This is a genomic window from Nocardia anaemiae NBRC 100462, assembly GCF_001612725.1.
GTDB classification, from domain to species: Bacteria; Actinomycetota; Actinomycetes; order Mycobacteriales; family Mycobacteriaceae; genus Nocardia; species Nocardia anaemiae.
In genome coordinates this window covers 58901-84952 of the sequence record NZ_BDAZ01000047.1, presented here as the reverse complement: position 1 = coordinate 84952, position 26052 = coordinate 58901, and the positions used below count along the sequence as shown (strand labels likewise).

The following is a 26052-nucleotide window of genomic DNA, read 5'->3' as shown; positions in this document are numbered from 1 at the left end:
TTTCTGTCCGGGACACCAACCTTGATCGAGTGAGCCGACAATGAATACCCAGCTCGGCGCGGTACCACCGGAACATGGTGGGGATCGCGCGATGGCGGCTCAGGCCGTATTGGCCAGGGCGGTCGCCGATTTCGCAGGTGAGTGGGAGGCCGCGGGCGAACCGCCCGAGCTGATCCCACATCTGCCCACCGAGACCGCGCTTCGGCGTTCGGCGCTCATCGAGTTGATCAAGGTCGATCTGCATCACCGGTCGATCCGCAAGAAGGCCGAAAAGCGCCTCGACGAATACCTTGCCGAATTTCCCGAACTCGACAGCGCCCCACTGCCACCGGATCTGATCTACGAGGAGATCACCGCGCGCCGCCAGTTCGATCAGGATCTGGATCTCACTGAATACGAACAACGGTATTCCCAGCAGATGGCGCGGATCGCCGACCGCCTCGATGGCGATCACTTCCGCAGCACCGTCCTGACCGACCCGGCCGCACTGGCGACGCTCGACTCCATCAATCCCGGTGCGACCGTTGACGATTTCGACATGTTGATCCTGCTCGGCCAGGGCGCGTTCGGCCGAGTCTTCCTGGCGCGGCAGCGCTCGATGCAGCGACTCGTCGCGGTCAAGATCTCCCATGACCGCGGCAGCGAGGGACAGACGCTGGCCCAACTCGATCACGAGAACATCGTGCGCGTCTTCGATCAACGCCAAATCGCCGATCAGCACCTGAAATTGATGTATATGCAGTACGTGCCCGGCGGCACCCTGCTCGGCGTGCTGCGGCTGCTGCGCCGCACCGGCGTCGAAGGCAAGACCGGTCGCCTACTCCTCGATGCCGTCGACGAAGCGGCCGCCAGCGGCGGGGTGCTCGAACCACAACCATCCCCCACCCGCACCGAACTCGCTCGGCTGAGCTGGCCGGAAACCGTTGCGTGGCTGGGCAGTCGACTCGCCTCCGCACTGGACTACGCCAACCACGCGGGCGTGCTGCACCGCGATATCAAACCCGCGAACGTACTGCTCACCGTCGACGGACAACCCAAGCTCGCCGACTTCAATATCAGCTTCAGCCGTCACATTCCGGGCGCCAGCCCCGCCGCCTACTTCGGCGGCTCACTGGCCTACATGTCCCCCGAACAGCTCGAGGCCTGCCATCCGACCATGGCCACCACCGCGGCGGACCTCGACACCCGAAGCGATCTGTACGCACTCGCGGTCGTGCTGTGGGAACTGCTCACCGGCCGACTCCCCTTCGACGACGAACGCGGTGCGGGCGAATCGGATACCTCACTGGAACGGATGATCGAAGTGCGCCGCCAGCCGGTCCCCGACCGCTTCGCCGCCGATATACCGCCGGACTGCCCACCGGTACTGCAGCATGCCCTGCTCACCTGCCTGTCCCCCGATCCCGCCGACCGCTTCACCACCGGCGCCGAATTCGCCAGTCAACTCGATCTCACCCTGGACCGCACCGCCCGCGACCTCGTCGACCCGCCGGCGCGCAGCATCCGCGCCAAACTGCGGATGCGGCCGATGCCGGTGGTCACGCTGTCCAGCATGCTCGGGCAATTCCTCGGCGCGCTCTATCTTTCCGCGCACAACACGCGTCTGCTCGACGCACAACTCACCGCCGAGGCGAGCGCCCAACTGCAACGTCTCGCAACCCTGCTCGGCGCGATCGGCTACCCGGTCGGCATTCTCGCCCTGCTGTATTGGTGCCGTCTGGTGTTCCTGGTTCCCGACGGATTGAGGCGCGGTAAGCACTTCGACGAGCAGACCCTCACGCGAGCGCGCGCCGATACTCTCGCATGCGGCGACCGCATCGCGGTGGTCGGCTTCGCGGGGTGGGTGTTATCCCTGGTGATCTTCCTTACACAGCTTCATTACACCGCGGACCTAGCCACCGGATTCACCATCAACCTCATCGCATCCCATCTGGTCTCGGCCGCGGTCGCGGTCGTGTACTCCTACTTCCCGATCACGTTCTTCGTATTGCGCTGGTACTACCCAGGTTTGCTCGCTACCGGGCAGAGCTCCCCCGATGACGCCGCCCGATTGCGGCGGCTCGCACGGCGCAGCCGCATTTATCTCGGCATCGCAGCCTCCGTCCCGCTGATCGGGGTGGCAGGTGGTCTGGCCTATCTCGACGCGGCACAACAGCAGATGGTGATCGGTGCCATCGTCATCCTCTGCGTGGTCGGTCTTTTCGCATTCGTCGGCGCGCTGCGCGTGTTCTACGCATTGGAATCGGATCTGCACGCCCTCGATCGCATCGTGAACCCGCGTTCGCGGCGCAACGGTTAGCCTTTTCAAAGGTTTCCCAAAGGACCTCAGTAGATTTCGTGACTACTCTCGAAGCTGTTTGGAATGCCACTGGCCTCGGGGGCGCCATGAAAGAGCAGCGGACACAGGTCTACGGATCGGTCGTGGAATTCGTCGAGAACTACCTGGCCCAGGTCTATCGGCGCAAAGTAGCCGATAACGGCCTGGCCTGGTGCCCGGAATGGTGGCGGCACACCGAAGCCGTGGCGCGCCTCGAGGCGCTCTGGCACTCCTGGGAACTCTACCGGCTCAACGGCGCATTGGGCCTGTCACTATGGTTTCTGGACCATGCCGACAGCCATATGGACATGCTGTTCGATCCCGACGGACCGTTCGCGGGTTGTTCCATGCACAACGGGCATACCGACCGCCTCTGGCCGCTCTCGGTGAAATCGCCTCCCCCCGATACGTTTTCACCCACTGGTTAGTCGCGTTTGTTTGAAACGGGTTGTGGTCAACTAACCTTCATGCGGTGCTAGGACATTCACATGCGACCAGCGGCGCTTTCGCCTGGTCGGTGGCAGCGGCAACGCTGCCCATCTCGGCGTTGGTATATCCGGTATTGCCCACAGGCGACGCGCATCTCGGTGCCGTCGAGGTATTGCTCGGTACCTTTCTCACCGCGGGGGCCGCACTGCTGCCTGATGCGGACCATCCCAACGGCACCATCGCGCATGTACTCGGTCCGATCTCCTATCACCTGTGCCGCTTGATCTCCTGGATCTCCGGTGGACATCGGCACGCCACGCATTCCTTCGCCTTCGTCATCGCCGTCGCCTACGGAACCTGGGCAGGTGAGCACTGGCTCGGACGGTATTTCACACTGGGATTGGTCTTCTTCCTGCTCGCGCTCGCGGTGCGGGCACTGCATCTGTGCCCCGCCGGCGAGGGCATCGAGGCGTGGGGCACGGTCGTAATCCTCGCCACGGCAGGAACGTTCGCGATGGATCACTGGATCACCGATAAACCGGCGTGGTTGCCGTTCGCTGTCGGGCTCGGGGCGCTCGCCCACCTCGCCGGTGACTGCCTCACCGATAAGGGGTGCCGACTGTTCTGGCCGTTCCCGCTGCGTACCTGCGTGCCGGTGATCGAACGGACCGGGAACAAGGTCGAAACCTGGATTCTGTCACCGTTGTTCACGCTGGCCACACTTGCCGTGCTCTGGCACGTCTTCTCCGTCAATCCCTAGTCCCCCGCCGCCGCGGCCGTCGTTGTGCGCAGCGGCGGTCCCGCTGTTCTTTGCGGTTTTTTGGAGTCTCTGGGGTTTGGTGAGTTAGCAGTGTTGGGATTATATAGTTCAATACGCATATCTAGATAGTCAGATGTATTTTCCACGGCTGCACTGAGGCTCGCAGTTCCACCGGATACGTTCCCCGTGGACTCTTTCGATCACCGCCGCGACCCGTCCGGCCCCGCTCATGCGAGCGGAAAGCGCTCCCCCATCCGCGGACCCCGGCCCGCATGCCCCGGGCCGGGGTCCGCGAATAGATCAGCTCGCCACGCTCTCGAACGTACCGGGCACGTAGGAGCCGCCCTTGGTCTGCGTGATCACCAGGAGCCGGTTGGCGGCGTTGATCATGGCGACCAAGTAGACCAGCGCGGCGATCTGATCGTCGTCGTAGTGCTTGCGCACCTGAGCCCAGGTCTCGTCGGATACACCGAGATTCGCGTCGGCGAGACGAGTACCCTCCTCCGCGAATGCCAGTGCGGCCCGCTCGGCCTCGCTGAACACGGTTGACTCACGCCAGGCGGCAACCAGATTGATCCGAACCGCTGGTTCGCCAGCGGCCGCCAGCTCTTTGGCATGGGCGTCGACGCAGTAACCGCAGCCATTGATCTGGCTGGCACGCAACTCCACCAGCTCCAGAGTGGACTTCGGCAGCGACGACTCCATGATCGCCGTGCTCGTGTTGGCGAAACGCTTGCCGATCTTGGCGCCGAGCTCGTTGCCGTTCAGGTTGAAACGGGGTTCCATCACTTCGGTCCTCACTCGTGTGCTGAATTGAACGACCATGAGACGGCGGCACACCGGTCCACGTAACAGCACTTGAATGTGACACACACCACCGCTGCTTCGCTGTTACGAAACGACAGGACCGGACGTCTGATGGGTGACAGAGTCGAAAGTGAACAGGAGCCGCCCATGCCCGGCATGTCGCAGTCCACGCCCGCGAACCGCGGCGCGAGCACCAGCCGCGACGACCGCCCGGACTCCGCGACGGAAGCGTTTGTCGCGCATCGCAATCTGCTGTTCACCGTCGCATACGAGATGCTCGGCTCGGCCGCCGATGCCGAAGACGTACTACAAGAGACCTGGCTGCGCTGGTCGGGCGTCGATCTCGACACGGTGCAGGACCAGCGGGCGTACCTGGTCCGAATCGCCACCCGCCAATCGCTCGACCGGCTGCGCGCGCTCGGGCGCCGCAAGGAGTCCTACGTCGGCCCCTGGCTGCCCGAACCTTTGCTGACCGCACCCGACGTCGCCGAGGACATCGAGCTCGCCGACAGCGTTTCGATGGCGATGCTCTTGGTATTGGAGACCCTCACGCCTATCGAGCGAGCGGTATTCGTGCTGCGCGAGGTATTCGATCTCGAGTATGACGAGATTGCCGATGCGGTCGACAAGAGCGCGGCCGCGGTCCGCCAGCTCGCGTACCGGGCACGGTCCCATGTCGCCGCGCGCCGCCCACGCGGGGTGGTTTCTGCGGACGAGACCCGAGACGCGCTCGCGGCCTTCCAGCGGGCCGTCGAAACCGGCGAACTGCAGAGTCTGCTCGACATTCTCGCACCGGATGTCGTCTTCCTCGGCGACGGCGGCGGAATCGCCCAGGCCGCGCTAGTGCCCATCGTCGGCTCCGATGCGGTCGCGGGTTTGCTCGCCGCCGCGCTCGGGAACCTCACCGCGAGGTCCGCGCAACCTGTCCTCGTCAACGGCTATCCGGCACTGATCCTGCGACTCGACGGCCACATCGACTCCGTCGTGGCCGCGCGCATCGATGACGGCCTCATTACCGGGATCTACTCGGTGCGCAATCCCGAGAAGCTGTCGCGTTTGCACCGGGAGACCGCCCTGTACCGCTGACGCACCGGGGAGACCTCCCCGGAAGCCGCGGTGTCAACGACGGCCCTCCCTCATCCGTGCGCCACGACGCGACATCGGTACTGCCACTTACCTTCTGCGCCTGGGTTTTTCGAAGCGATGGTCCTCCCCCTCTCTTCTGTGCTGCGTTCGGCGAAGCCGGACGCATATCGTTCGCGATTTCTATGAAAGGCGACGATAAATGTTTAAATGCGCATATCTACGTATGGACATGTAACTCTAGTGGTCGGCGTTGTAGCTGACGGTTGTCGATGCCGAGATAAGGTGAGCCATGGTCGTCGGATCGACAATGCAGCCGCAGCGCTGGACACCACCGCCTGCCCCACCCCGGGCTCGCGAAACGCATAGCGCCACACCACTTCCCCGAGTGGCACGTTTGGAACTGCCCGGCGCGGCACCCGAGGATGTGGTACGCACCACCGAGGGGCAGATCATCGCGGGAGTTGATGATGGTTCGATCTACCGCATCGACCCAACGGACGGTGCGGTCCGCCTGCTGGCGAACACCGGCGGCCGTCCGCTCGGTATGCATGCCGAGGCCGATGGGTCGCTGCTGATCTGCGATTTCGATCGCGGCCTGCTGCGACTGGACAGCGCGGGCGGCATCGAGGTGCTCGTGGACGAGGTCGACGGCGAACCGCTCCCCTTCGCCAGCAATGTGGTTCGCGCCGAGGAGGGTTCGATCTACTTCTCCTCGTCGTCGCGCCGTTATCCGCTCGACGAGTGGATGGGTGATCTGCTGGAGCATTCCGGCACCGGTCGTCTGCTCCGCCTCGATCCGTCCGGCAAGCTCGAAACCCTCATCGACGGACTGCAATTCGCCAATGGCGTGGTCCTCTCCCCCGACGGCTCCTGTGTGCTCGTCGCGGAAACCGGCGCCTACCGCGTCACCCGATACTGGCTCACCGGACCGAAGGCGGGCACCTCCGACCGCCTGATCGAGAACCTGCCCGGGTTCCCGGACAATATGGCTCTGGGCAGCGATGGTCTGGTGTGGATCACCCTGCCGTCACCGCGAAACCCCTTGCTGGACCGCCTACTTCCGCTGCCCGGCGTGCTGCGCCGGATCGTGTGGGCGCTACCGCAATGGGTCCAGCCCAAGCCCGCGCGCACGGTCTGGGTGATGGCGGTCGACTTCGACGGAAAGGTCGTACACGACCTGCAGACCGAGGGCACCGACTTCGCAATGGTCACCGGCGTCGTCGAACACGAGGGCACTCTCTATCTCGGCAGTCTCACCGAAACCGCGGTCGGAGTCAGCCACATACCGTCCTAGGCCGCGCTGCGACACATAATCTCAGTGAACAGTTGTACACTGAGCAAATGAGTGAGCCCGAGCGGCAACGACAGGCCGAGATTCAGGCGCTCGCCCGGTTGGCGGGCGATGAGTTGGATGGTGCGATCGAGGGGATCGCCGCGGTGCATCGAGCCGTCTCCGACCGCGTGTTCGCGGCGGTGCGACTGGGTGTCGGCCCTGCGACGCAGCCGGTCAAGGCGGTGCACGATGCGATTACCGATGGGGTGTATCGGCTGGTCGGCGGCACCGCGGCAGCCGCGGGAGCGCTTGCCGAGCGCGCGGTGGACATGCCCGGCGCTCCCGTGCCCTCACGCACCGTGTACGGCTCCGGATTCCTTGCCGCGCTGCAGGGTTTGATCGGCGACAGTCTCGAGGAGGAGCGGCCGATCCTGGCCGGGCCGATGACATTTCGGATCAATGGTGAGCCGGTCGCGCCGGGGTGGGTCGGCGATGTGGTGTCGAATCCGCGCTCGCGCATCGTGGTATTCCTGCACGGTCTGGTGGAGACCGAGCACGCTTGGCGACTGGGCGGGCGGCCAAGCTATGCCGAGCGGCTGGAAGCCGATCTCGACTGCACGGCGCTGATGGTTCGGTACAACAGCGGGCTGCACATCTCGGAGAACGCCCGTCTGCTGAACGGGATGCTGCAGCGGTTGGTCGAGAACTGGCCGGTGCAGGTCGAGCAGATCGCCCTTGTCGGACATTCCATGGGCGGCCTGATCGCGCGGGGCGCGTGCTATGACGCCGATCAGGCCGATCTGCCGTGGGTGCGTCGGGTGCGGCATGTCGTATGTCTCGGATCACCGCATTTGGGCGCGCCGTTGGAGCAGCTGGTCCACTATGCATCCGCCGTGTTGGTGAAGATTCCGGAGACTCGGCCGTTCGGTCGGTTGCTGCGCCGCCGTAGCGCGGGCATTCGCGACCTGCGCCAGGGTTCGCTCGTCGATGAGGATTGGCACGGCTTGGACGCGGATGCCTTGCGCCGCAGGGTCATTCGCGAGGTGCCGCTGCTCGACTGCGCCGATCACTACTTCGTCACCGCCTCGGTCACCCGCAGCCCGCGCCATCCGCTCGGTCGCATCATCGGCGACGGCCTGGTGCTACCGGCCAGTGGCTCCGGCCGAAATCGGGCCCGGCGCATCGGTTTCGACGATGCCAATGGTCTGCATCTCCCCGGGGCCAACCATTTCACCCTGCTCAACCACGACGCGGTTTACCAGGCGCTGCTGCGCTGGCTGGCCGCCGATGTGCGCCAGGAGTCGGTGCGCTGTGGTTGATCGGCGGGGCACGGTCAGAACAGTTGGTCGGGGTGGGTGTCGGCTTCTCCTCTGACGTCGGCGGCGAACTGGGCTTCGACTTGCGCGTCGTCGCCCGCGGTGTGGGCCGAGTAGAGCAGCAGGCAGCCGCGGATGCCGTCGAGGAGATCTTCCAGCAGGTCGAGGGCAGGGCGGGTGGGGTCGAGGCGGCTGATCCGGAATTCGTCGAGGAGAGCGGCGCGGGAGGCGCTGTCGAGCTCGAATTTGCGGGCCTGCTCTTCGATTTCGGCGACGCGGCCCACCACTGCCCATGGGGCGGGCACGTGCCCTTCGGATACGGCCATGGCCTCGGCGATGAGGTCGACGACGATCTCGGTCGGGGTTTCGCCGCCGGTCAGGCGCTCTAGCACCAGGGTCGGGGTTTCGACCTGCAGTGCCTCGATATCGTCGGCTTCGACGACCACATCGGCGGTCGGGACGCCCGCGAGTTCGCCCGCGATCTCGGCGGCGGCGTAGAGCCAGTGCGCGGCCGCGACGGATGCGGAGGCCGGGTCGAGTTCGGTGAACAGTTCCACCGTGCCGAGTGGGTCGACGCGCAGTAGTTCGTCGGCGGCCTGTACCTGGGCGGGTGAGACGTCCGGGCGGGAGAGTTCGACCGCTTGGCGTGCGCGACCGGACAGATCGCCGAGTTCGGCGGATTCGATGGCGGCTTGTTCGGTGCGGACCTCGGCGGCGATGGTGTCGCGCAGGGCGGAGTCGTCGACGGCGTGCAGGGTGCGCCCGACGCGGTGCGCGGATTCGACCACGCCGCTGTAGGAAACGACGAGGCCGTGGTCGGTCGGCAGGTTCGGAGTGCGGATTCCGGCTTCGACCTCCTTGAAGTTGCGGCGCTCCTCCGCGCGCCGCCAGGCCTCGCTATTGGGGACGTCGGGGTCGCCCGCGGCGCTCGCCGGATGTGTGTAGGTGCGCCACTGGAACCGGGACAGGGTGGTCAGATTCGACGCCAAACTCGTTGCCTGGTCGTGGTTTATTGGTGGCAGCTCGGCCACCGTGGTTGCGAGATCGCCGCGTCCGGTCGCCCAGATGGCGACGAGGGCGTTGCGGTCGGCGTCGAAAGCGTATCTGGTCACGCACGCCAGTCTTGCCGATCAGCGGCCGTTGCGCGCGCTATCGCCCGGTTCGGGATGCGGTCTTCGCTGTTTCAGTGTGCGATGTCGGCGCTGCCGTGGTTCCTGCGAGGATGGAGGGTATGACTCTCGATCACGGTGATCCCGGCGACGCGCCTTCGATTCCGCAGCCGATCGCGCCGGTGGTGAATCCGGTCCGGCCGTCGGCGGCCGAGGAGGCCAGAACCGTTGCGGCGGCGACGAATATCGCGACGCTGGCGAGTTTGAGTGAGGACGGCGGTCCGTGGGCGTCGTTTGTCACCTATGGGTTGCTGGAGGGGCAGCCGGTGCTGTGCGTGTCGCGGATGGCCGAGCACGGGCGCAATCTCGCGGCGGATCCGCGGGCCAGTCTGTCGGTGGTGTCGCCTGATGTTCCCGCCGATCCGCTTGCTGGTAGTCGGATCACGCTGGCCGGTGTGGTGGAGCGTCCGGTCGGTGATGAGGCTGCGGCGGCGCGTGCGGCGCATCTGGCGGCGGTGCCTGCGGCGAAGTTCTATGTGGACTACAGCGATTTCTCGCTGTGGGTGTTGCGGGTGCGGCGAGTTCGATGGGTCGGTGGGTACGGACGAATGGATTCCGCGACCGCGGAGCAGTATTTGGCGGCCGCGCCGGATCCGGTTGTTCCGGTGGCGGGGCGGGCGATCACGCATCTGAATGACGATCACGCGGACGCGCTGTTGTCGATGGCGCGGGTCTTGGGTGGATATCCGGATGCGACCGAGGCGAGTTGCGAAAGCGCCGACCGGTATGGGCTGGACTTGCGAGTGGTCACACCACGCGGAGTGGCGCGAACACGAGTCGGCTACGCGACCCCGATTGATTCCGCCGACGAATTGCGCGCGGCGACAGTCGAATTGACGAGGCGTTCGCGCGAGGGGTGATGGCGCTTCCCCGCGGTGGTCGATCGGCAGAGGGTTCTCTGCGCTAATGGTTTCGCGACGCGCTGTATCGGGGGTTCTTCGTCGGTACGCCGCGTTGTGGTCTGCGGGTTCGTTCCGGTTCATCACCAGTTTGGTTGCCGCGCACGGTCATTGGTGTCACCCTCACTACTGTGGCTGTGCCCGAGCGGACGAACCGGGCCGGTTACGCCGAGATCACTCCGGCGTACCGACTCCTCGATATTGTGCACGGTACGGCGCTCGCCCGTGCCGAGCGGCGCCTGCATCGCGAGTTCACGATCTTGTTCGACGCCAATACGATTCACCGATTCCTGCACGACTCCTACGCGCAGCTCGGGGTGCGGGCGCCGGTGAAGTTGTACCTGCCGCTGCTGGCCGAGCGCTTCGCCCGGCAGCAGTTGCACGCTCGGGCCAAGGTGGAGGGTCGGATGGAGCACGAGGTGCCGGTGGTGCTGTTCCTGTGCACATTCAACGCCGGGCGTTCGCAGATGGCGCTGGGTTTCTTCGAGCATTACGCGCGGGGGCGGGTATTGGCCTGGTCCGGTGGGTCGGAGCCGAGTGGGGCGCTGAATGCGGCGGCGGTCGTGGCCATGGCCGAGGTGGGCATCGACATCTCCCACGAGTTTCCGAAGTCCTGGACCGATGAGATCATCTTGGCCGCCGACGTCATCATCACCATGGGGTGCGGCGACGTGTGTCCGCTGGTACCCGGCGTCCGGTATGAGGAGTGGGGGGTGGACGATCCGGCCGGGCTGCCGTTGGCCGAGGTGCGGCCGATCCGCGACGATATCCGCCAGCGGGTCATCGACCTGTTGGCCAGCCTCGACCTGCCGGTCACCTGTTGACCTCACACACCGCCTGAAGTCGCTTGGGGTACCGGCACGGTGAGCATTGCGACGATCATGTCGATGATCTCGGCGGTGTCGCCGTCGGGGTGCGCGGTGCGCACGCCCGCTTCGAGTGCGCGTTCGTAGTCGGCGATCAGAGCGAACATGACGGTCGCCATCGTTTCCAGGCGTTGGCGGCGTCGGCGGGGTGGCAGTTGCGGCAGGGCCGCGTCCAAGCGGGTGGCGATGATGCGGACGGCGGCGCGGTCGGCACCGGCGAGGCGGCGGGCGTCGGCGATCACCGGGTGGGCGCGCACCACCTCGAGGAAGCGGCCGTAGTGGGTGACCTGCGCGGTGTAGATGAGTTCGAGGATGGGGGTGGCGAGCATCGCGACCAGGGTGCGGATCTCGTGTGCGGTGCCCTCGGTTTCGTATCGGGCGAGCAGGCTCATTCGGCGGTCTTCGAGCCAGTTCATCCGGCGGTCGACGATGGCCTCGAGCAGGCCGCCGCGGGAGTCGAAGTAGTAGTGCACCGCGGAGTTGTTGCGCTGGCCCGCGGCCGCGGCGATATCGCGCAGTGGGACGTCTACGCCGCGTTCGGCGATGAGCCGTTCGCCCGCGTCGAGCAGTGCGGCACGCGGATCCATGTCAGCACTGTACTAAACCCGAGTATTGACGAGGTTAAGCGGAGGTGCTTAATTTGGGCCGTACGGAACGAAGGCGCGGCGGTCTTCGTGCAGCAGACTCGAGGTGATCCGATGAGCATCGCGCGCGGCCCGATCTTCCAGCTGTGCTGGGTGGTGCGCGATATCGAGGCGGCCCAGCGGGAGTTCACCGAGCGATATGGCGTCGCGAAGTGGTTCACCATCCCGGACGTGCACTTCGGACCGCAGTCGTGCCAATTGCGTGGCGCGCCCGCCGATTACACGATCACGGTGGCACTGGGGTATGCGGGCGCACAGCAGTTGGAGTTGATCGAGCCCAAGTCCGGGACCAGTTTGTATTCCGAACATCTGGACACCGTCGGGCCAGGGCTGCATCACGTCGCGTGGGTGCCCGAGGACTACGACGCGGCGCTGGCCGACGCGCAGGCGAGCGGGGCCGAGGTGCTCGCGCGCGGTGCGTTCGAGGGCGTCGGGATGGAGTTCGCTTATCTCGACGGAGGCGCGCTCGGCTCCGCTGTCGAGCTCATGCGGTTGTCGGCGGATATGAAGACGATGTTCGATTCTCTGATTCCGGAGGGGTTTTCGAATCCATGGGCCTAGGTGCCGAACTCCCTCAGCTCGCGGGCCTACCGGGTGCCGCATCGAACAGGGCGCCCAGCGCCGAAAGTATGGAAGGCGATTGAGATGCGATTCACCTATGCCGAGACGATGACGGACCCGACCTTCTATGTGCCGCTGGCACAGGCCGCCGAAGCTGCCGGGTATACCTCGATGACGATCGCCGACAGTGTGGCCTATCCGAAAGAATCCGACGCCACCTACCCCTACACCCCCGACGGCAATCGGGAGTTCTTGGAGGACAAGCCGTTCATCGAGGCCTTCGTGCTGTCGGCGGCCATCGCGGCGGCCACGACGACACTGCGGCTGACGCCGTTCGTGGTGAAGCTGCCCATCCGTCCACCGGTGCTGGTCGCCAAGCAGGCCGCCTCGATCGCGGCATTGAGCGGGAACCGGTTCGGCTTCGGCGTCGGCATCAGCCCGTGGCCGGATGATTTCGAAATCATGGGTGTGCCGTTCGAACGTCGCGGTGCACGCATGGACGAATGCATCGATATCGTGCGTGGGCTCACCGCGGGCGGCTATTTCGAATACCACGGGGAGTTCTACGATCTGCCGCCGATCAAGATCAGCCCGGTGCCGACCGAGCCGATTCCGATCCTCATCGGCGGACACAGCGGCCCGGCATTGCGCCGCGCGGCCCAGCGTGGCGACGGCTGGATGCATGCCGGTGGCGATCCGGCCGAATTGGACCGGCTGCTCGCGAAACTCGATGTCCTGCGTGCCGAATACGGCACCCGCAAGGATTTCGAGATCCATGTCATCTCGCTGGACGGATTCACCGTGGAAGGTGTGAAGCGGTTGGAGGACAAGGGCGTCACCGATGTGATCGTCGGCTTCCGCTACCCCTACACCACCGAACCCGATACCGAATCGCTGGACACCAAGATCGCGCACCTGTCCCGGTTCGCGGAGAAGGTCATCGCGAAGACGAGCTGAACTCATCTTCCGGAGCCGGGATTTCTCCTTGTCGTGGGCGACTCCGGTGTCGCGATCGGGGCGGTGTCGCCCCAACTCGGGTAGGTGATGCCCGTCACGCGCGCCTGCTGTCACAGAATGTGGTGGTCGTGCGTCTGGTGAGCGACGCCGTCGAAATCCAACAGACAGGAGCCTCCCGTGGCCACACACTTCCGGACGCCGGGGGCGCAGTCGTGAGTGCGGATGCTGCCACCGAAGTCTTTGTCACCCACCGCAACCTGCTCTTCACCGTCGCATACGAAATGCTCGGCTCGGCCGCCGACGCCGAAGACGTGCTCCAGGAAACCTGGCTACGGTGGGCGCGTGTTGACCTCGACACCGTGCAGGACCAGCGCGCCTACCTGGTTCGAATCACCACCCGCCAGTCCCTCGATCGACTCCGCGCGCTCGGACGCCGCAAAGAGTCCTATATCGGCCCCTGGCTGCCCGAACCACTGCTCACCACGCCCGACGTCGCCGACGATGTCGAGTTCGCCGAGAACGTCTCGATGGCGATGCTGCTGGTATTGGAGACACTCGCCCCGATCGAGCGCGCGGTATTCGTGCTGCGCGAGGTGTTCGACCTGCCCTACGACGAAATCGCCGCCGCGGTCGACAAAACACCGGCCGCGGTCCGCCAGATCGCCCATCGTGCCCGAGCACATGTCGCCGCGCACCGACCTCGTGGGCCGGTTTCGGCGGCCCAGAGCCGAGATGTGCTCACGGCGTTCCAGCGGGCGCTCGAAACCGGCGATATCCAGGGCCTGTTCGATATGCTCGCGCCCGATGTCGTGCTCCTGGGTGACGGTGGCGGAATCAAACAGGCTCTGCCACGGCCGGTCGCGGGGGCCGATAAGGTGGCCCGCCTCCTGGGCGCCCTGTCGGACAGGGTGACTGCCTGGTCGCTGCAACCGGCCGAGGTCAATGGCTTCCCGGCGCTGGCTGTCCGGGTCGATGGCGAACTCGATACGGTCATGGCGGTGCGCGTCGACGACGGGTTCATCACCGGTGTGTACGCCGTCCGCAATCCCGAGAAGTTGTCGCATATGCAGGAGGAAACTGCATTGCGCCGCTGAGTCCGTCGGCCTCGGATGAGCCCTGCTCAGCGTGCCGCTGTCGGGGCACGATTGCCAGGTCATCGCGACGTGCGCGCCGAGGAGGTCGGTCTGGCAGCGTCGAGTATGGCCGGACCCGCGACCGCGGCACGCCCAGAAACCAGTTACCCGTCACCGGGCTGCGTCCCCGTGAGCGCGCGGCCCTACGCGGTCTTGTCGCGTGCCGGTCTGCTCGCTCAGGAGGTCGGTCTGTGCGCGCCGAATATGGTCAGGCACTCGACCGCAGTACGCTGCTGCACCTCTGAGGAACCGGCATACGTCACCGTGCCTGCGCCCTTGTGTACGGCCAGTTCTGGGCGCGCAGCACTGAGCGCGGGACCTCATGAATTGCGGTGTTATCGGTGCGGTGCGGTGAGGGCGGCGGTCGCGGCGGCGAGGGTTTGGGATCGGTAGGAACTGCCGAAGAGGGCGACGTGCACGAGGAGTGGGTGCAGTTGATGCAGGGGGAGGCGGGCCTGCCAGCCGTCGGCGAGGGGGTGGGTTTCGTGGTAGGCGGCGCGGATTCGGTCCAGGTGTGGAGCGCCGAAGAGGGCGAGCATGGCGAGGTCGGTTTCGCGGTGACCGCCATGGGCCGCGGGGTCGATGAGGAGTGCGCGGTCGGCGGTCCACAGGATGTTGCCGGACCACAGATCGCCATGGACGCGACTGGGTGGTTCGGGTGGGCCCGCGAGGGTTTCGATATTCTCGATCACGCGTTCCAGCAAGCGGATTCCGTCGCGACCGAGGTGTGCGGCGGCTCTCGGCAGATATGGGGCGAGGCGGTAATCGGCGTACCAGCGCGCCCACGAGCCATCGATCCGGGTGTTGTCCAGCGGCAGATCGGCGATCCAACCCGGCCACGGTGCGCCGAACCAGCCTGGTGAATCCCCGTGCAGCGCAGCAAGTTCGCGCCCGAAACGCTCCGCTGCGGATGCGGTCGGCGCGGCCGCGGGCACCCAGGGCAGTACCAGCATCGCGTCATCTACTGCCAGCACCTCGGGCACCAGGTTCGGCGCGCCCGCGGCGAGCCACCGCAGCCCGGCCGCCTCCGCCGCGAATACCGACGCCTGGTCGGGCGCGGCCTTCACGAAGACCTCGCGCCCGTCGCCGAGTACTGCCCGATGTAACGTCCACGAATGATGTGATCCGAGATCGGTCATCGAATCCACCGCCACACCAACCAGTGCCGCGAGATCCGCCGCGCCCGTCATCATGACGACGCGGCGTTGAGGCGCTTCTTCGTCTCCTCATCGGCGGGGAAGAACGATTCGATGGCCAGTTCGGCGACGGTCACGTTCATCGGGGTGCCGAAGACGGTGGTGACGCTGATGAACGACAGTTCGTGGTCGTCGTGGCGCAGGCGCAGCGGGACCACAGCCTGGTCCGGTTCGGGCAGGGTGAGATCGACTGTGCCGCCGGGATATTCGCGCAGTTCGTCGCGGAGCGCGATTAGTTCGGGCGAACCGGTGACTTCGATCTGGCGCGCGAGCCGCTCGAAGATATGGCCGCGCCATTCGGCCAGATTGAGGATTCGGCTGGCCATACCGTCGGGATGCAGACTCAGTCGCAGGGCATTCACCGGCGCGGTGAGCAGTTTCGGGTCGATGCCCGTCAACAGCAGTGCCACACCGGAATTGGCGTCGATCATCTGCCAGCTCTGGTCGATGGCCAGTGCGGGATAGGGGTCGTGGCCCGCGAGGATCTGGCGCATCGCGCCGCGCACCGCGTCCATCGCCGGTGTATCGAGGGATGGTTCGGCGTAGGCGGGTGCGAATCCGGCCGCGAGCAGCAACCGATTGCGTTCCCGCAATGGGATTTCCAACTGCTCGCACAGGTGCACCAGCATGGTGCGGCTCGGATTCGCGCGACCTGTTTCGATGAAACTGAGGTGCCGCGCGGAGGTTTCGGCGCGCCCGGCCAATTCCAGCTGGCTGAGCCTGCGCTCGAGCCGCCAGTGGCGCAGCAGGTCACCGGCTGTCTGCGTACTCACCCTGCCGATCCTACGAAGCCCACGGCCCCGACACGATTACCTCAGGGGTAATCGAGGTGCGGCGAATCAGAACTGCCAGCGGGTCGCGCCACCGGGTTCCACAGTCGAGAGCGCGGTGGCGGTGAGCGCGGTCAGGCGGTAGACGTGCCACGGCGGCGGGCCCGCGGAGGGGGCGCTGTATTCGGCGGTGAGCGCCTCCCCTGTCTCGTCCACGCGACACGGCCAGCCGCCGTCGGCCCAGCGCCGCGCCATATCGGCGACGGCGGCGGGATCGGCGATCATGGTCGCGATGCCGTCGACGACCAGATCGAACTCGTGGGTGGCCACACTCATCGAGCAGCGCGGATCGCGAGCCAGATTGCGGCCCTTGCGGCTGCGGGCGCTGGTCGTGAACCAGAAGGCGCCGTCTACCCAGAGCGCGCCGACGGCGGTGACATGCGGGCTGCCGTCGGGATTGATGGTGGTCAGCCAGCAGGTGTGCCGGTCGAGGCCGCCGCTGCCCGGCGCTTGTTCGATGCCCGCGTCGAGCCGTCTGCGGACACTGTCCCAGTCGAGCGGCGGCAGCTCGTAGCGGTCGGCGAGGTTGATTGTGTCCATATCAGTAGGACGATCCGTCTCCAGGGAACTCACCGGTGTCAAAAGATTTCATCGCCAGCGAAGGCCTGTGCAGACGGGGCCGCGGTGAGCTCGGCTCCGATCGCCTCGGTGAATTCCTTCAGGTCGCCGGGACTGCGGGAGGTGATCAGCGGCCAGCCGTTCTCATCCGAACGCACCACCGCACGATCGATCCAGCGCCCCTCGGCATTGACGACATCGGTGCGCAGCGAGTGGTACGACGTCAGTGTCTTACCCGCGACCACGTCGGCCTCCACGAGCAGCCATGGGCCGTGGCAGATCGCCGCTACGGGTTTACCCGCACGCACGAATTGCTGTGCCACTTCCACGGCGCGCTCACAGACGCGCAGTTTATCCGCGTTCACCGTTCCGCCCGGCACGACGAGCAGGTCGAAATCGTCGGCCTCGAGATCGTTGAGCGCCGCGTCCGGCTGCACGACCTCATCCTTGTCGACATCGTGCCGGAAAGTCTGGACCTCGCTTCGTTCAGGGGTCGCGTGCACGGCGACGGCACCGTGTTCGCGCAACCAGTCCAGTGGCATCAGCAGCTCGTCGTGTTCGACGCCGGTATTCGCGGTAATGACCAATGCGCGCACACCACGCAATTCCTCGGACATACCGGACCCCTTTCTTGCCGATCCTCCGCTAACATCGGCCTACCCCGGCCCGGGGCGCTCAAACGATTCCGGCATATGTCCGAATCAGCGATTTGCGCAGTAAGATCCAGTAATGGCCGTGGCACTGCCCACTGTCGGCGTGGAAGAGGAATTCCTTCTAGCGGATCCGATCACGGGTGCGCCGAGTCCGCGGAATGTCGAAGTCGCGGCGGCGGCGGCCGACGTCGGCATCAATCTGCAGTTGGAGCTGACACGCTGTCAGGTCGAGATCAATACCGAGGTGCATACCTGTACCCCCGGATTGCTCGATGACCTGTGTCGGCAACGCCGCGTTGTGGCGAATTGCGCGGAGAAGAACGGTGCCCGGTTGCTCGCGGTGGCGGTGCCGCCCGCGATACCGGATGCGTATCCGGTCACCGATACCCCACGCTATCGACGCATCGAGCGCTATTACGGGATGCTCGCGCATGAACAGGGTTTGTGCGGTTGTCATGTCCATGTCGGGGTTCCGTCCCGTGACGTCGCGGTCCGGGTCGGGAATTACTTACGGCCCTGGTTACCGGTGTTGTTGGCATTGACGGCCAATTCCGCGGTCTACCGCGCCACCGATACCGGATATGCCAGTTGGCGCAGCATTATGTGGCGGCGGTGGCCCAGTGCCGGTCCCCCACCCTTCTTCGATTCGCCCGCGGATTTCGACCGTATGGTGCAGATGATGTTCGCCAGCGGCAGCATTCTCGATACCGCGATGGTGTATTGGGATGTGCGGCCCTCCACCTCGTACCCGACCGTCGAAGTGCGCGTCAGTGATGTACCGGCGACGGTCGAGGAAACGGCATTGTTGGCCACGCTGATTCGCGCCGCGGTCGTCATGGCGCAGACGGCGATTCAAGACCGGATACCACCGCCGCCGGTGCCCGCGGAGGTTCTGCGGGCCGCGTATTGGAAGGCCGCCCGGTCCGGCCTGGACGGAGACGGACTCGACACGATCAGCGGCCGCGCCCTTCCGGCCAGCACCCTGCTGGCCACGCTGGTGGACCACCTCACCCCCGCGCTCGAACAGTCCGGCGACCAGCAGTTCGTCGCCGATACCGTCAAAGCGGTTCTGGCGCGGGGCAATGGTGCTCGGCGACAACGCACCGCCATGCGGGCGCACAACGATGTCACCGACGTCATCGATGTGGTCGCCGCCGCCACCCTCGAAGGCTGCTACTGATCGGACCGGCCGAATACCGGGCGCACGCCACCATCTCTGCGGACCTGTACGGCGCCGATCGCCAGCAGTACCGCGCCGGTGACCATGTGCTCGATCGCGTCGGTGATGTGACTCGGGAAGCTGAAGACCAGGCAGAAAACTCTACCGCGCCAAGCCGATTCGCCGCTCGGCCACTGATTGTTCGCGCATCACGCCCTCCATGGCCCGGCCTACTACACAGCGTAGTTGATACGGCGATCACCGGAAAGTGCTTCGATGGAGCTATGCCCCTACTCGTCGGCACATCGGGTTGGCAGTACCGGGACTGGCGCGAGGTGCTGTATCCGACGAACATTCCGCAGCGTGCGTGGCTGGAAACCTACGCCGCGGCCTTCGCGACGGTCGAGAGCAACAATGCCTTCTATCGTCTGCCCAGCGCAGAGACCTTCGCGGCATGGCGAGATCGGACGCCGACCGATTTCTGTTTCGCGGTCAAGGCGAGCCGCTTCCTCACCCACATCAAGCGGCTGCGCGAACCGGAGGAGCCGGTCGGGCGCTTGATGGAGCACGCCTGTGCACTGGGCAACAAGCTGGGGCCGGTGCTGTTGCAACTTCCGCCGACGCTGCGGGTCGATCCGGCACTGCTCGACGCGTGCCTGCGCTGTTTTCCGCCCGGGGTCCGGATCGCGGTCGAACCCAGGCACGATTCCTGGTGGATTCCCGAAGTCCGTGCCGTGCTGACGGATTGCGGCGCGGCGCTGTGTTGGGCCGATGTCCACTCCCGTCCCGTCGCGCCGCTGTGGCGCACGACGGACTGGGGTTATCTGCGACTGCATTCCGGACGTGCGACACCCACGCCGCGCTACGGACGCACGGCACTGTCCAGTTGGGCGCGACGGCTGGCCGATACCTGGTCCGATCGCGAAGAGGTGTTCGTCTACTTCAACAATGATCCCGGCGGCGCGGCGGTGCGCGACGCGGTCGTCTTCGCGCGCGCCGCCGCCGCGGCCGGAGCCACCGTCAGCCGAACACCCGCAACGGTTTTCAGCCGACGATAGCGTTCATGATGGTGCCCGCACTGGTCGCGATGACACCGCCGATCATCGCGCCGGCGAGCATCTTCGGCGAGTCCAGGGTGCCCCCGCTCCACTTTTCCCAGGCGAACCGGCCGCCCGCATAGGTGATGCCGCAGACACCCGACAGGAGAACGAACCAGGTCAGGTAGCGGACCATCTGCAGGATCTTCTCCGAGTTGGGCGGGGCCTCGGGCGTCGGATTCCCGATTTGAGCAAGGACGGTCTCGTGCAAGGTGATCAGCATCATGGGCGCATACTCATTCCAGTCGAGGTGAGCGATGAGCGGCAGATAACCGAGCGATAACCAGATCGGTACCGGACAGTATGGGCGGTGTTTGCGATTTTCGGGGCGATCTCCGCGGAACCTGTCTGGAATGTCCGAAGTACCGGCCCGGCGCGCCGGTACACAGGTGTAGCATTTCGCCGAACCCCCAGCGCGGGAGCTCGGGCACGGCCGGGCTGAGAGGGCGGACCCCACGTTTCGCCGACCGCATGAACCTGTCCGGGTAATTCCGGCGTAGGGAGAGCGGTACCGGGATGTCTGCACCCACCCTTGATCGATCCGAGCGGCGCGAAGCACCGCTGACCCTGGACCAGCCAGCGCCGAAGGTGCTCTCGTTCTGGGACCAGAGCGCGTTCTGGGCGAACCTCGGGGTCAGCCTGTTCGCATTCTCCGGCGCCTACACCGTGCTGGCGCCGAACTCCGATGGCGCGGCGCAGATCTCCATCGCCGCGGGCATTCTCGCGATGATCATCGGAACAGTGCTCGGCGGACTCATGCTCGGCCTGGCCGCGGTGCCCGGAGCCGAGACCGGTAAGCCCGCGATGATGTTGCTGCGCGGACTGTTCGGCGCGAAGCTCAGCTACCTACCGACGGTGCTCAATATCGCACAGCTGATCGGTTGGGGCACCTTCGAATTGATCGTCATCGGCGACGCGGCCGAGGAGTTGTTCGATGGCGGGCCGCACTGGATTTACGTGATCGCCGCGGGTGTGCTGACGACGGTTTTGACGATCTGGCCGCTCGGTTCGGTACGGATGCTGCGGCGGTTCGTGACCGTCGGCGTGGTGATCGCGTTGATCTGGTTCTACCTGCAGTTCGTCCGCGCGGGTCTGCCGGATCTCACCGCCAACCCGGGCACCGCGGGCGGCGGGCCGTTCGGCGTGGACTGGAATCTGTTCTGGGTCGCCACCGATGCGGCGCTCGCGGTTTCGATTTCGTGGGTGCCGGTGGCGGCCGACTACACCCGGCACTCCCGCAGCACCGGCGCGGCATTCGGCGCGGCCAGTGGGGCGTACGCGTTCACCCAGATCATCGCGTATGTGCTGGGGTTGTTCGCGCTGGCGCTCGTGTCCGGCGACGGCGGGGTGTACTCGCCGTTTCTGAAGGTGACCCTCGGAGCGGTGTTCTTCTTCATCTTCGTCTTCCGTGAGGCCGACCAGTCGTTCGCGAATGTGTACTCGACGGCCGTGTCGATCCAGAACCTCGCGCCTCGGATCGATCGTCGGGTGCTCTCGATCGGTCTCGGCGTGCTGATCACCCTGCTCGCGCTGCGACTGAACATGGCGAACTACTTCGGCTTTCTCGGACTGATCGGCTCGGTCTTCGTGCCGCTGCTCGGCGTGCTCGTCGCGGACTTCTTCCTGCGGGCACGCGACCAGTGGGATACCTCGGCGAACGCGCCATCGCGGTGGGGCATGGTTTTCGCCTGGCTGGTCGGGCTCTCGGTTTACCAGCTGATCAACCCGGGCGACGCCGGGGTGTGGACCGACTTCTGGGTGCACGCGCAGGAGAAGCTGCACTTCACCAAGCAGGCGTGGATGAGCGCGTCACTGCTGTCGTTCCTGGCGGCGGTCGTGCTCGCGTGCGGTGTGAGCCGCCTCTCGACGCTGCGCAAGTCCGCATAGTCTGCACACCACCGCGCCCGCACTGCGGCCATCGCACCCAACGCGCGTCCTGCCGGTTCCCTGATCGTCCCACCACACGGGGCACCCCGCACCGAGCCCGGCCCACATGCGCTGTCGCGTATCGGAGGCGCCGGACGACTCGGCTGGATCGTGCACGAGTTCGACGACGGTTGCCCAGCGCGTGTGCGGGTGCTGGTGCCGCAGCGGCGCACACCATATGCCCATCGGCGAGCGTGCCGCAGCGGCACACGCCGCGTACCCACTGGCGGGTGATGCGCCGAGACAGCGTGTGGCCCTGCTGGTCTCATACGACGGTGGTTGCGGGGCTTTCGGACCCTATGTGGCGCAAAACTTTCCGATCACGCAATCTTGCGTGCCACGCAAGATTGCGTACCGTGAAGGGCGTGGCATTCGTACTCGGGTTGCGGGAACGCAAGAAACTCGCGACTCGGGAGGCGCTCGGATTCGCGGCGCTGCGGCTGGCGGTCGAGCATGGTCTCGACAGTGTGCTGGTCGAGGACATCGCGGCGGCGGCGGGTGTTTCGCCACGTACGTTCAACAACTACTTCGCCAGTAAGTACGAGGCCGTGTGCTCGGTGGCGGTCGATCGGGCCCGGCGCATCGCGGACGGACTGCGCGATCGTCCGGCGGCCGAAGCGCTGTGGCCCGCGGTGATCCACGCGGTGCTCGCCGAATTCCGTGATGACGAACTGCCGGATCCGGCATGGAGCCGCGGCATTCGGCTGATCACCACCGAGTCCGCGTTGCAGGGTGAATATCTCAAGGCGCAGGCCGTCATCCAGGAGGCCATCGCGACGGCCATCGCCGCACGCACCGGCCGCGACCTGCGCGCCGATATGTTCCCGCGGATCATGGCGGGCGCGATCGCGACGGCACTGCAGGTCGCTATCGACCGCTGGGTCGATGCGGATCCGCCCACCGCGGCACTGCCCGTCATCCGGGAAGCGTTGCGGCAACTGTCCTATCTACCAGGAGAATTTCCCATGGACATCCCTACCGACCACACCCTCGCCGTGCCCGGGGCGACGCTGTACTACGAAATCCGTGGCACCGGACCGCTACTGCTGCTCATCCCGGGCGGTAATGGCGACGCCGGAAGCTTCGACCAGATCGCCGAGCGACTGGCGGATCGCTACACGGTGGTTTCCTACGATCGGCGCGGCTTCTCCCGCAGCCCAGGACAGAACCACAACGTCCAACTGGACGGCGCCGATGCCGCCGCACTGCTCACCCACCTCGGCAACCAGCCCGCCGCCGTGCTCGGCAGCAGCTCCGGCGCCATCGTCGCGCTCGAATTGCTCACAACGCGACCGGACCTCGTGCACACACTCATCGCGCACGAACCGCCGCTTGCGACCGTACTGCCAGATGCCGACAAGTGGCTCACCTTCTTGGACAAGGTCTACCAGACCAGCAAATCCGAGGGCTTCGTCGCCGCCATCTCGCTATTCGCCGAAGGCGTCGGGCTGCGCCAGCAGCAGCCCGCCGGAGAACCCACGCCCGAGGCAGCCGCGATCGGTGCGCGCATCCAGCAGAACATGCAGTTCTGGATGGAATACGAAATGCGCCAGTACGTCCGCTACACACCGGATTTCGACGCACTGCAACCCGTCGCCGACAAGCTCGTCCTCGCCGTCGGACACGATTCGAAGGAAGCGTTCCCGGCGCTGCCCAATGCGGTACTCGGCGCACGCCTCGGACTCGACACCGTGGAATTCGCGGGCGACCACGTCGGATACCGAAACGCCGCCGAGGAATTCGCCGCACAGCTCGATACGTTGCTCACCAAGCGACGGTAGGCACATCTCGCACCCGGGGCCGCCGCGTCGGGGTGACGGATGCAGCTCGGTCAGCCGAGGCCCGGTCGCCGAACACAGGCGCGCGACCGTACATGGGAAGTGCTGTCACCTAGCGTTGGTGGCACGGCGGCAATCTTGATCACTGGAGCGAACAAGTGGCTCGGCTTCGAGACGGCCATGCGACACTTGCCCGCCAGTCGGGCGCAAAGGCTAGGAGAGCTACAAGGCTGCAGGACTGAGCCGCGCGTTGGGCCAGACCACCGGCGTACCAGAATCGGCACGCCTCCCTTCGTCATCGCCGTCGCCTACGGGCCGAGCTGCAGGGTGTGCCGAGCCGAAAGAAACGTTCGGTGTGCTGGGCTTGCAGATTGAATGACCTTCCGGGCGTCCGGGACTCGACCGAACTGCCTGGCCGCACAAGGCGCGGCGGTGCTGGGCTGCTGACAAGACCGGCCCGAGCTGCGGCGCGAGGCGACTAGGCCGGGTTGCGCGGCGTGCAGGTCTGCGAGCGGCCGACCTGCACGAAGTAAGCGGCTGAGCGAGATTCCCGCAACTATCGTCGACTACATGGCTCGCGACATACCTCCGCAGATCGCGGTTTGCGGACCGAGTGATTGCACCACTAGCGAGGGCGAATGGGCTGCGGAGGTGGGACGACTGCTCGCGACTGCCGGTGCCACCGTGCTGTGCGGGGGCGGTACCGGCGTTATGGCCGCGGTCGCGGAGGGGGCCACGCGGGCGGGCGGGCTCGTCATCGGGATTCGCCCGGACAGCGACCGGTCCGCCGCCTGCCGTGGCCTGTCCGCCGTCCTGTACACCGATATGGGCGAGGCCCGCAACGCGATCCTCGTGCAATCCGCCGACGCCGTGATCGTGATCGGTGGCTCGTGGGCCACCCTTTCCGAACTCGCTTTCGCTCACCACCGCGGCACCATTCCCGTCATCTCCCTCGGTGGCTGGCACATACACGACGCCGCCGGAAATCCCATCCCCGCAGCACAACTCGCCACCGACCCCGCCGACGCCGTCCATCGCGCACTCACCTGAGCCCCGAATCCATTCCCGCGTGCATCAACGGACGATGTCGCCATCGCCGACAAACAAGCACGGGTGTCCTACCGGGCATTGGCGCGAGACAGGTTCCAGCTCTGCCACGTGTCCCCGTCGAGACGCTCGCGGATCGGGCCGAGTATCTCAGCACGCTGTGGCTGTGGGAGTCGGTCGACGGCGGAGAGGACATCGGGCGAGAGTGCGCTGAGATAGTACGTGTCGAGATTCTTACCGTGTTCCCAGCGATCGATATTTCGTTCCGCGACAAGGCCTTCCGGGTTGAGCACGGCCAAGGCGAACAGCGTCGACATGGCGGTGCCGATGGCGGCGCGCGGCAGCCAGGTGCCGTCGAGGCGCAGCACCGCCACGATCATCAGCAGGTACACCAGGCCCAGCCAGAGTTCGCATACCTCGACCAGCACGCGCATAACGGTGAAGCCATAGGCCTGCTGGTAGGTCCACATGCGGCCGAGGGCGGAGGCGACGATGATCAGCGTCAACACCGCGATCGCGCACAGCAGGATGCGCAGCCACGCTCGGTCTACTGCGGATTCCTGCGCAGCCCAGCGCAACACGACAGCTATCACGGCGAGGGTGAGAATGGTGACGATCGAGAGCTGCCAGAATCCGCTGCGCGCGTATTCGGCGTAGGTCAGATTCGCCGTGCGCTGGACATAGTCGTCACCGCCGAACAAAGCGACGAACTGGGCACCGACGAACACCGCGAACAGGATGGTCAGCGCGCCCACCGGCAGTGCCCACTCCAACCGTCGCAGGCATCGCCCGGATGGTGCGCCTGTCGCGGCGGCTCGCGGGCCCGCCAGCAGATACATGGCCCCGACGCTGCCGAGACCGAGTAGCGCGAACAGCACGATCCACTGCACGACAGATGCCGCGTCGAACTGCGGCGTCACCGCGTCGAGAAGTTTCGCGAATGTCGCATCGGCACCGCCGAGCAATGGCACGAAAATCGCCAATAGTGCGAGCGTCACCGCAACCGATGTCCCGGCCCGCCACGACCGCCTCGCCTTGCCATCGCCGATCCGATCGAACGCCGAATAGATCCAGGGAATGCCCGCAATCGACTCGATCGGCACCGCGATCACGTCGTACCACGCGCTATAGACCGAGCGCCGCCCGACGACAGCCAACGACCCGGCCACCGCGGCCCCGACCACACACAGCGCGAACAACCAGCCCGCGGCCCGCACCGCCCCAACCGCCAGCAGCCCCAACGCCAGGGTCGTCCACCACACCCTGCCCCAATTGGCTGCGCGGACACCGAATCGCGATCCAGCTGGGTCGGCTCCCCCACTCCCGTCTTCCAGCGCGGTCGGACCGCCGGAACCGACCGGATCGGAGCTTCCCGCCGCACGCTTCGCCTCGGGAGAATGCGCCGAATCGGACGAATCCGGTAGCGACGACGACCCATCCCGGCCCGCCGCGCCATGATTGTCCGAATCAGCCCGATTCGGCTCCGTGCCAGCACCTTTGAGCAGCATCTGAGCGCCGTCGACCACGGGTGCCGACTGCCCGGGCTGAGGATCTGCCGTCGTCGAGCTGGGCGATTCAGTCGAGTCCGACG

General features: G+C 65.9%; 25 protein-coding genes. 16 read left to right on the top strand and 9 right to left on the bottom strand.

Annotated features, from left to right (window positions below):
• The first annotated feature begins 40 nt into the window (after positions 1 to 40).
• The 3 genes from NA5_RS26095 (at position 41) to NA5_RS26085 (ending at position 3506) form a co-directional block, all read left to right on the top strand.
• Positions 41 to 2299, top strand: coding sequence for a serine/threonine-protein kinase (locus NA5_RS26095; protein ID WP_062990570.1), 2259 nt, complete (start codon positions 41 to 43; stop codon positions 2297 to 2299).
• 86 nt (positions 2300 to 2385) lie between these two features.
• The gene (locus NA5_RS26090; protein ID WP_062990568.1) at positions 2386 to 2745 is read left to right on the top strand and encodes a DUF4913 domain-containing protein; all 360 of its coding nucleotides are present in this window, start codon (positions 2386 to 2388) and stop codon (positions 2743 to 2745) included.
• Positions 2746 to 2789: 44 nt separating this feature from the next.
• A complete protein-coding gene (locus NA5_RS26085; RefSeq protein ID WP_062990566.1) occupies positions 2790 to 3506 on the top strand; it encodes a metal-dependent hydrolase in 717 nt (238 codons plus the stop codon).
• A 300-nt stretch (positions 3507 to 3806) separates the two neighbouring features.
• On the opposite strand, the gene NA5_RS26080 is transcribed toward NA5_RS26085, so the two are convergent.
• Positions 3807 to 4292, bottom strand: coding sequence for a carboxymuconolactone decarboxylase family protein (locus NA5_RS26080; RefSeq protein WP_062990654.1), 486 nt, complete (start codon positions 4290 to 4292; stop codon positions 3807 to 3809).
• A gap of 168 nt (positions 4293 to 4460) precedes the next feature.
• On the opposite strand from NA5_RS26080, the gene NA5_RS26075 reads away from it, so the two are divergent.
• From NA5_RS26075 to NA5_RS26065, 3 genes are all read left to right on the top strand, one after another.
• Positions 4461 to 5399 (top strand): RNA polymerase sigma-70 factor, encoded by a 939-nt coding sequence (locus tag NA5_RS26075; RefSeq protein ID WP_062990564.1) that lies wholly within the window; start codon positions 4461 to 4463, stop codon positions 5397 to 5399.
• Positions 5400 to 5784: 385 nt separating this feature from the next.
• Positions 5785 to 6693 carry an SMP-30/gluconolactonase/LRE family protein gene (locus tag NA5_RS26070; RefSeq protein WP_245672401.1) on the top strand — a complete coding sequence of 303 codons (909 nt, stop codon included), beginning with the start codon at positions 5785 to 5787 and terminating at the stop codon, positions 6691 to 6693.
• Positions 6694 to 6740: 47 nt separating this feature from the next.
• On the top strand, positions 6741 to 7991 hold the full coding sequence (locus NA5_RS26065; RefSeq protein WP_062990562.1) for a lipase family alpha/beta hydrolase: 1251 nt from the start codon (positions 6741 to 6743) through the stop codon (positions 7989 to 7991).
• Positions 7992 to 8005: 14 nt separating this feature from the next.
• Here the strand turns inward: NA5_RS26065 and NA5_RS26060 are convergent, their stop codons facing one another.
• Positions 8006 to 9100, bottom strand: a complete 1095-nt coding sequence (locus tag NA5_RS26060; RefSeq protein WP_062990560.1) for a hypothetical protein — start codon at positions 9098 to 9100, stop codon at positions 8006 to 8008.
• A 119-nt stretch (positions 9101 to 9219) separates the two neighbouring features.
• On the opposite strand from NA5_RS26060, the gene NA5_RS26055 reads away from it, so the two are divergent.
• Together NA5_RS26055 and NA5_RS26050 are read left to right on the top strand one after the other, a co-directional pair.
• The gene (locus tag NA5_RS26055; protein ID WP_062990650.1) at positions 9220 to 10017 is read left to right on the top strand and encodes a HugZ family pyridoxamine 5'-phosphate oxidase; all 798 of its coding nucleotides are present in this window, start codon (positions 9220 to 9222) and stop codon (positions 10015 to 10017) included.
• Between the two features lie 212 nt (positions 10018 to 10229).
• Complete coding sequence (locus NA5_RS26050) at positions 10230 to 10880, top strand: arsenate reductase ArsC (protein ID WP_062990648.1); 651 nt, start codon at positions 10230 to 10232, stop codon at positions 10878 to 10880.
• 2 nt (positions 10881 to 10882) lie between these two features.
• Here the strand turns inward: NA5_RS26050 and NA5_RS26045 are convergent, their stop codons facing one another.
• Complete coding sequence (locus NA5_RS26045) at positions 10883 to 11509, bottom strand: TetR/AcrR family transcriptional regulator (RefSeq protein ID WP_062990558.1); 627 nt, start codon at positions 11507 to 11509, stop codon at positions 10883 to 10885.
• 111 nt (positions 11510 to 11620) lie between these two features.
• Here NA5_RS26045 and NA5_RS26040 point away from each other — a divergent pair, with 111 nt between their 5' ends.
• From NA5_RS26040 to NA5_RS26030, 3 genes are all read left to right on the top strand, one after another.
• Entirely contained in the window at positions 11621 to 12127 is a 507-nt protein-coding gene (locus NA5_RS26040) for a VOC family protein (RefSeq protein WP_062990556.1), read from the top strand.
• A gap of 84 nt (positions 12128 to 12211) precedes the next feature.
• The gene (locus NA5_RS26035) at positions 12212 to 13084 is read left to right on the top strand and encodes a TIGR03619 family F420-dependent LLM class oxidoreductase (protein WP_062990647.1); all 873 of its coding nucleotides are present in this window, start codon (positions 12212 to 12214) and stop codon (positions 13082 to 13084) included.
• 212 nt (positions 13085 to 13296) lie between these two features.
• On the top strand, positions 13297 to 14178 hold the full coding sequence (locus tag NA5_RS26030) for an RNA polymerase sigma-70 factor (protein WP_062990645.1): 882 nt from the start codon (positions 13297 to 13299) through the stop codon (positions 14176 to 14178).
• Between the two features lie 374 nt (positions 14179 to 14552).
• On the opposite strand, the gene NA5_RS26025 is transcribed toward NA5_RS26030, so the two are convergent.
• Genes NA5_RS26025 through NA5_RS26010 form a run of 4 tightly spaced genes read right to left on the bottom strand, consistent with a single transcriptional unit; the run spans position 14553 to position 17418 of the window.
• Entirely contained in the window at positions 14553 to 15407 is an 855-nt protein-coding gene (locus NA5_RS26025) for a fructosamine kinase family protein (RefSeq protein WP_062990554.1), read from the bottom strand.
• Positions 15407 to 16195: a helix-turn-helix domain-containing protein gene (locus tag NA5_RS26020; RefSeq protein WP_371856462.1), complete on the bottom strand. Its 789-nt coding sequence runs from the start codon at positions 16193 to 16195 to the stop codon at positions 15407 to 15409. Before NA5_RS26020 ends, NA5_RS26025 begins: the two co-directional genes overlap by 1 nt.
• 57 nt (positions 16196 to 16252) lie before the next feature.
• On the bottom strand, positions 16253 to 16783 hold the full coding sequence (locus NA5_RS26015) for a pyridoxamine 5'-phosphate oxidase family protein (RefSeq protein ID WP_062990550.1): 531 nt from the start codon (positions 16781 to 16783) through the stop codon (positions 16253 to 16255).
• A 38-nt stretch (positions 16784 to 16821) separates the two neighbouring features.
• Positions 16822 to 17418: a type 1 glutamine amidotransferase domain-containing protein gene (locus NA5_RS26010; protein WP_062990548.1), complete on the bottom strand. Its 597-nt coding sequence runs from the start codon at positions 17416 to 17418 to the stop codon at positions 16822 to 16824.
• Positions 17419 to 17530: 112 nt separating this feature from the next.
• Here NA5_RS26010 and NA5_RS26005 point away from each other — a divergent pair, with 112 nt between their 5' ends.
• On the top strand, positions 17531 to 18634 hold the full coding sequence (locus NA5_RS26005) for a glutamate--cysteine ligase 2 (protein ID WP_062990546.1): 1104 nt from the start codon (positions 17531 to 17533) through the stop codon (positions 18632 to 18634).
• A gap of 263 nt (positions 18635 to 18897) precedes the next feature.
• Positions 18898 to 19671: a DUF72 domain-containing protein gene (locus tag NA5_RS26000; protein WP_062990544.1), complete on the top strand. Its 774-nt coding sequence runs from the start codon at positions 18898 to 18900 to the stop codon at positions 19669 to 19671.
• Here the strand turns inward: NA5_RS26000 and NA5_RS25995 are convergent.
• A complete protein-coding gene (locus NA5_RS25995) occupies positions 19658 to 19936 on the bottom strand; it encodes a hypothetical protein (protein WP_062990643.1) in 279 nt (92 codons plus the stop codon). The genes NA5_RS26000 and NA5_RS25995 overlap by 14 nt on opposite strands.
• A gap of 290 nt (positions 19937 to 20226) precedes the next feature.
• Between NA5_RS25995 and NA5_RS25990 the strand changes: the two genes are divergently transcribed.
• The 3 genes from NA5_RS25990 to NA5_RS25980 all read left to right on the top strand — a co-directional run bounded on the left by NA5_RS25990 (position 20227) and on the right by NA5_RS25980 (position 24464).
• Positions 20227 to 21597 (top strand): purine-cytosine permease family protein, encoded by a 1371-nt coding sequence (locus NA5_RS25990; protein ID WP_062990542.1) that lies wholly within the window; start codon positions 20227 to 20229, stop codon positions 21595 to 21597.
• A gap of 404 nt (positions 21598 to 22001) precedes the next feature.
• The gene (locus tag NA5_RS39540) at positions 22002 to 23417 is read left to right on the top strand and encodes an alpha/beta fold hydrolase (protein ID WP_218020156.1); all 1416 of its coding nucleotides are present in this window, start codon (positions 22002 to 22004) and stop codon (positions 23415 to 23417) included.
• Positions 23418 to 23984: 567 nt separating this feature from the next.
• A complete protein-coding gene (locus NA5_RS25980; RefSeq protein ID WP_062990540.1) occupies positions 23985 to 24464 on the top strand; it encodes an SLOG cluster 4 domain-containing protein in 480 nt (159 codons plus the stop codon).
• A 68-nt stretch (positions 24465 to 24532) separates the two neighbouring features.
• Here the strand turns inward: NA5_RS25980 and NA5_RS25975 are convergent, their stop codons facing one another.
• A complete protein-coding gene (locus tag NA5_RS25975; RefSeq protein ID WP_245672400.1) occupies positions 24533 to 25969 on the bottom strand; it encodes a DUF4153 domain-containing protein in 1437 nt (478 codons plus the stop codon).
• Positions 25970 to 26052: the final 83 nt, after the last annotated feature.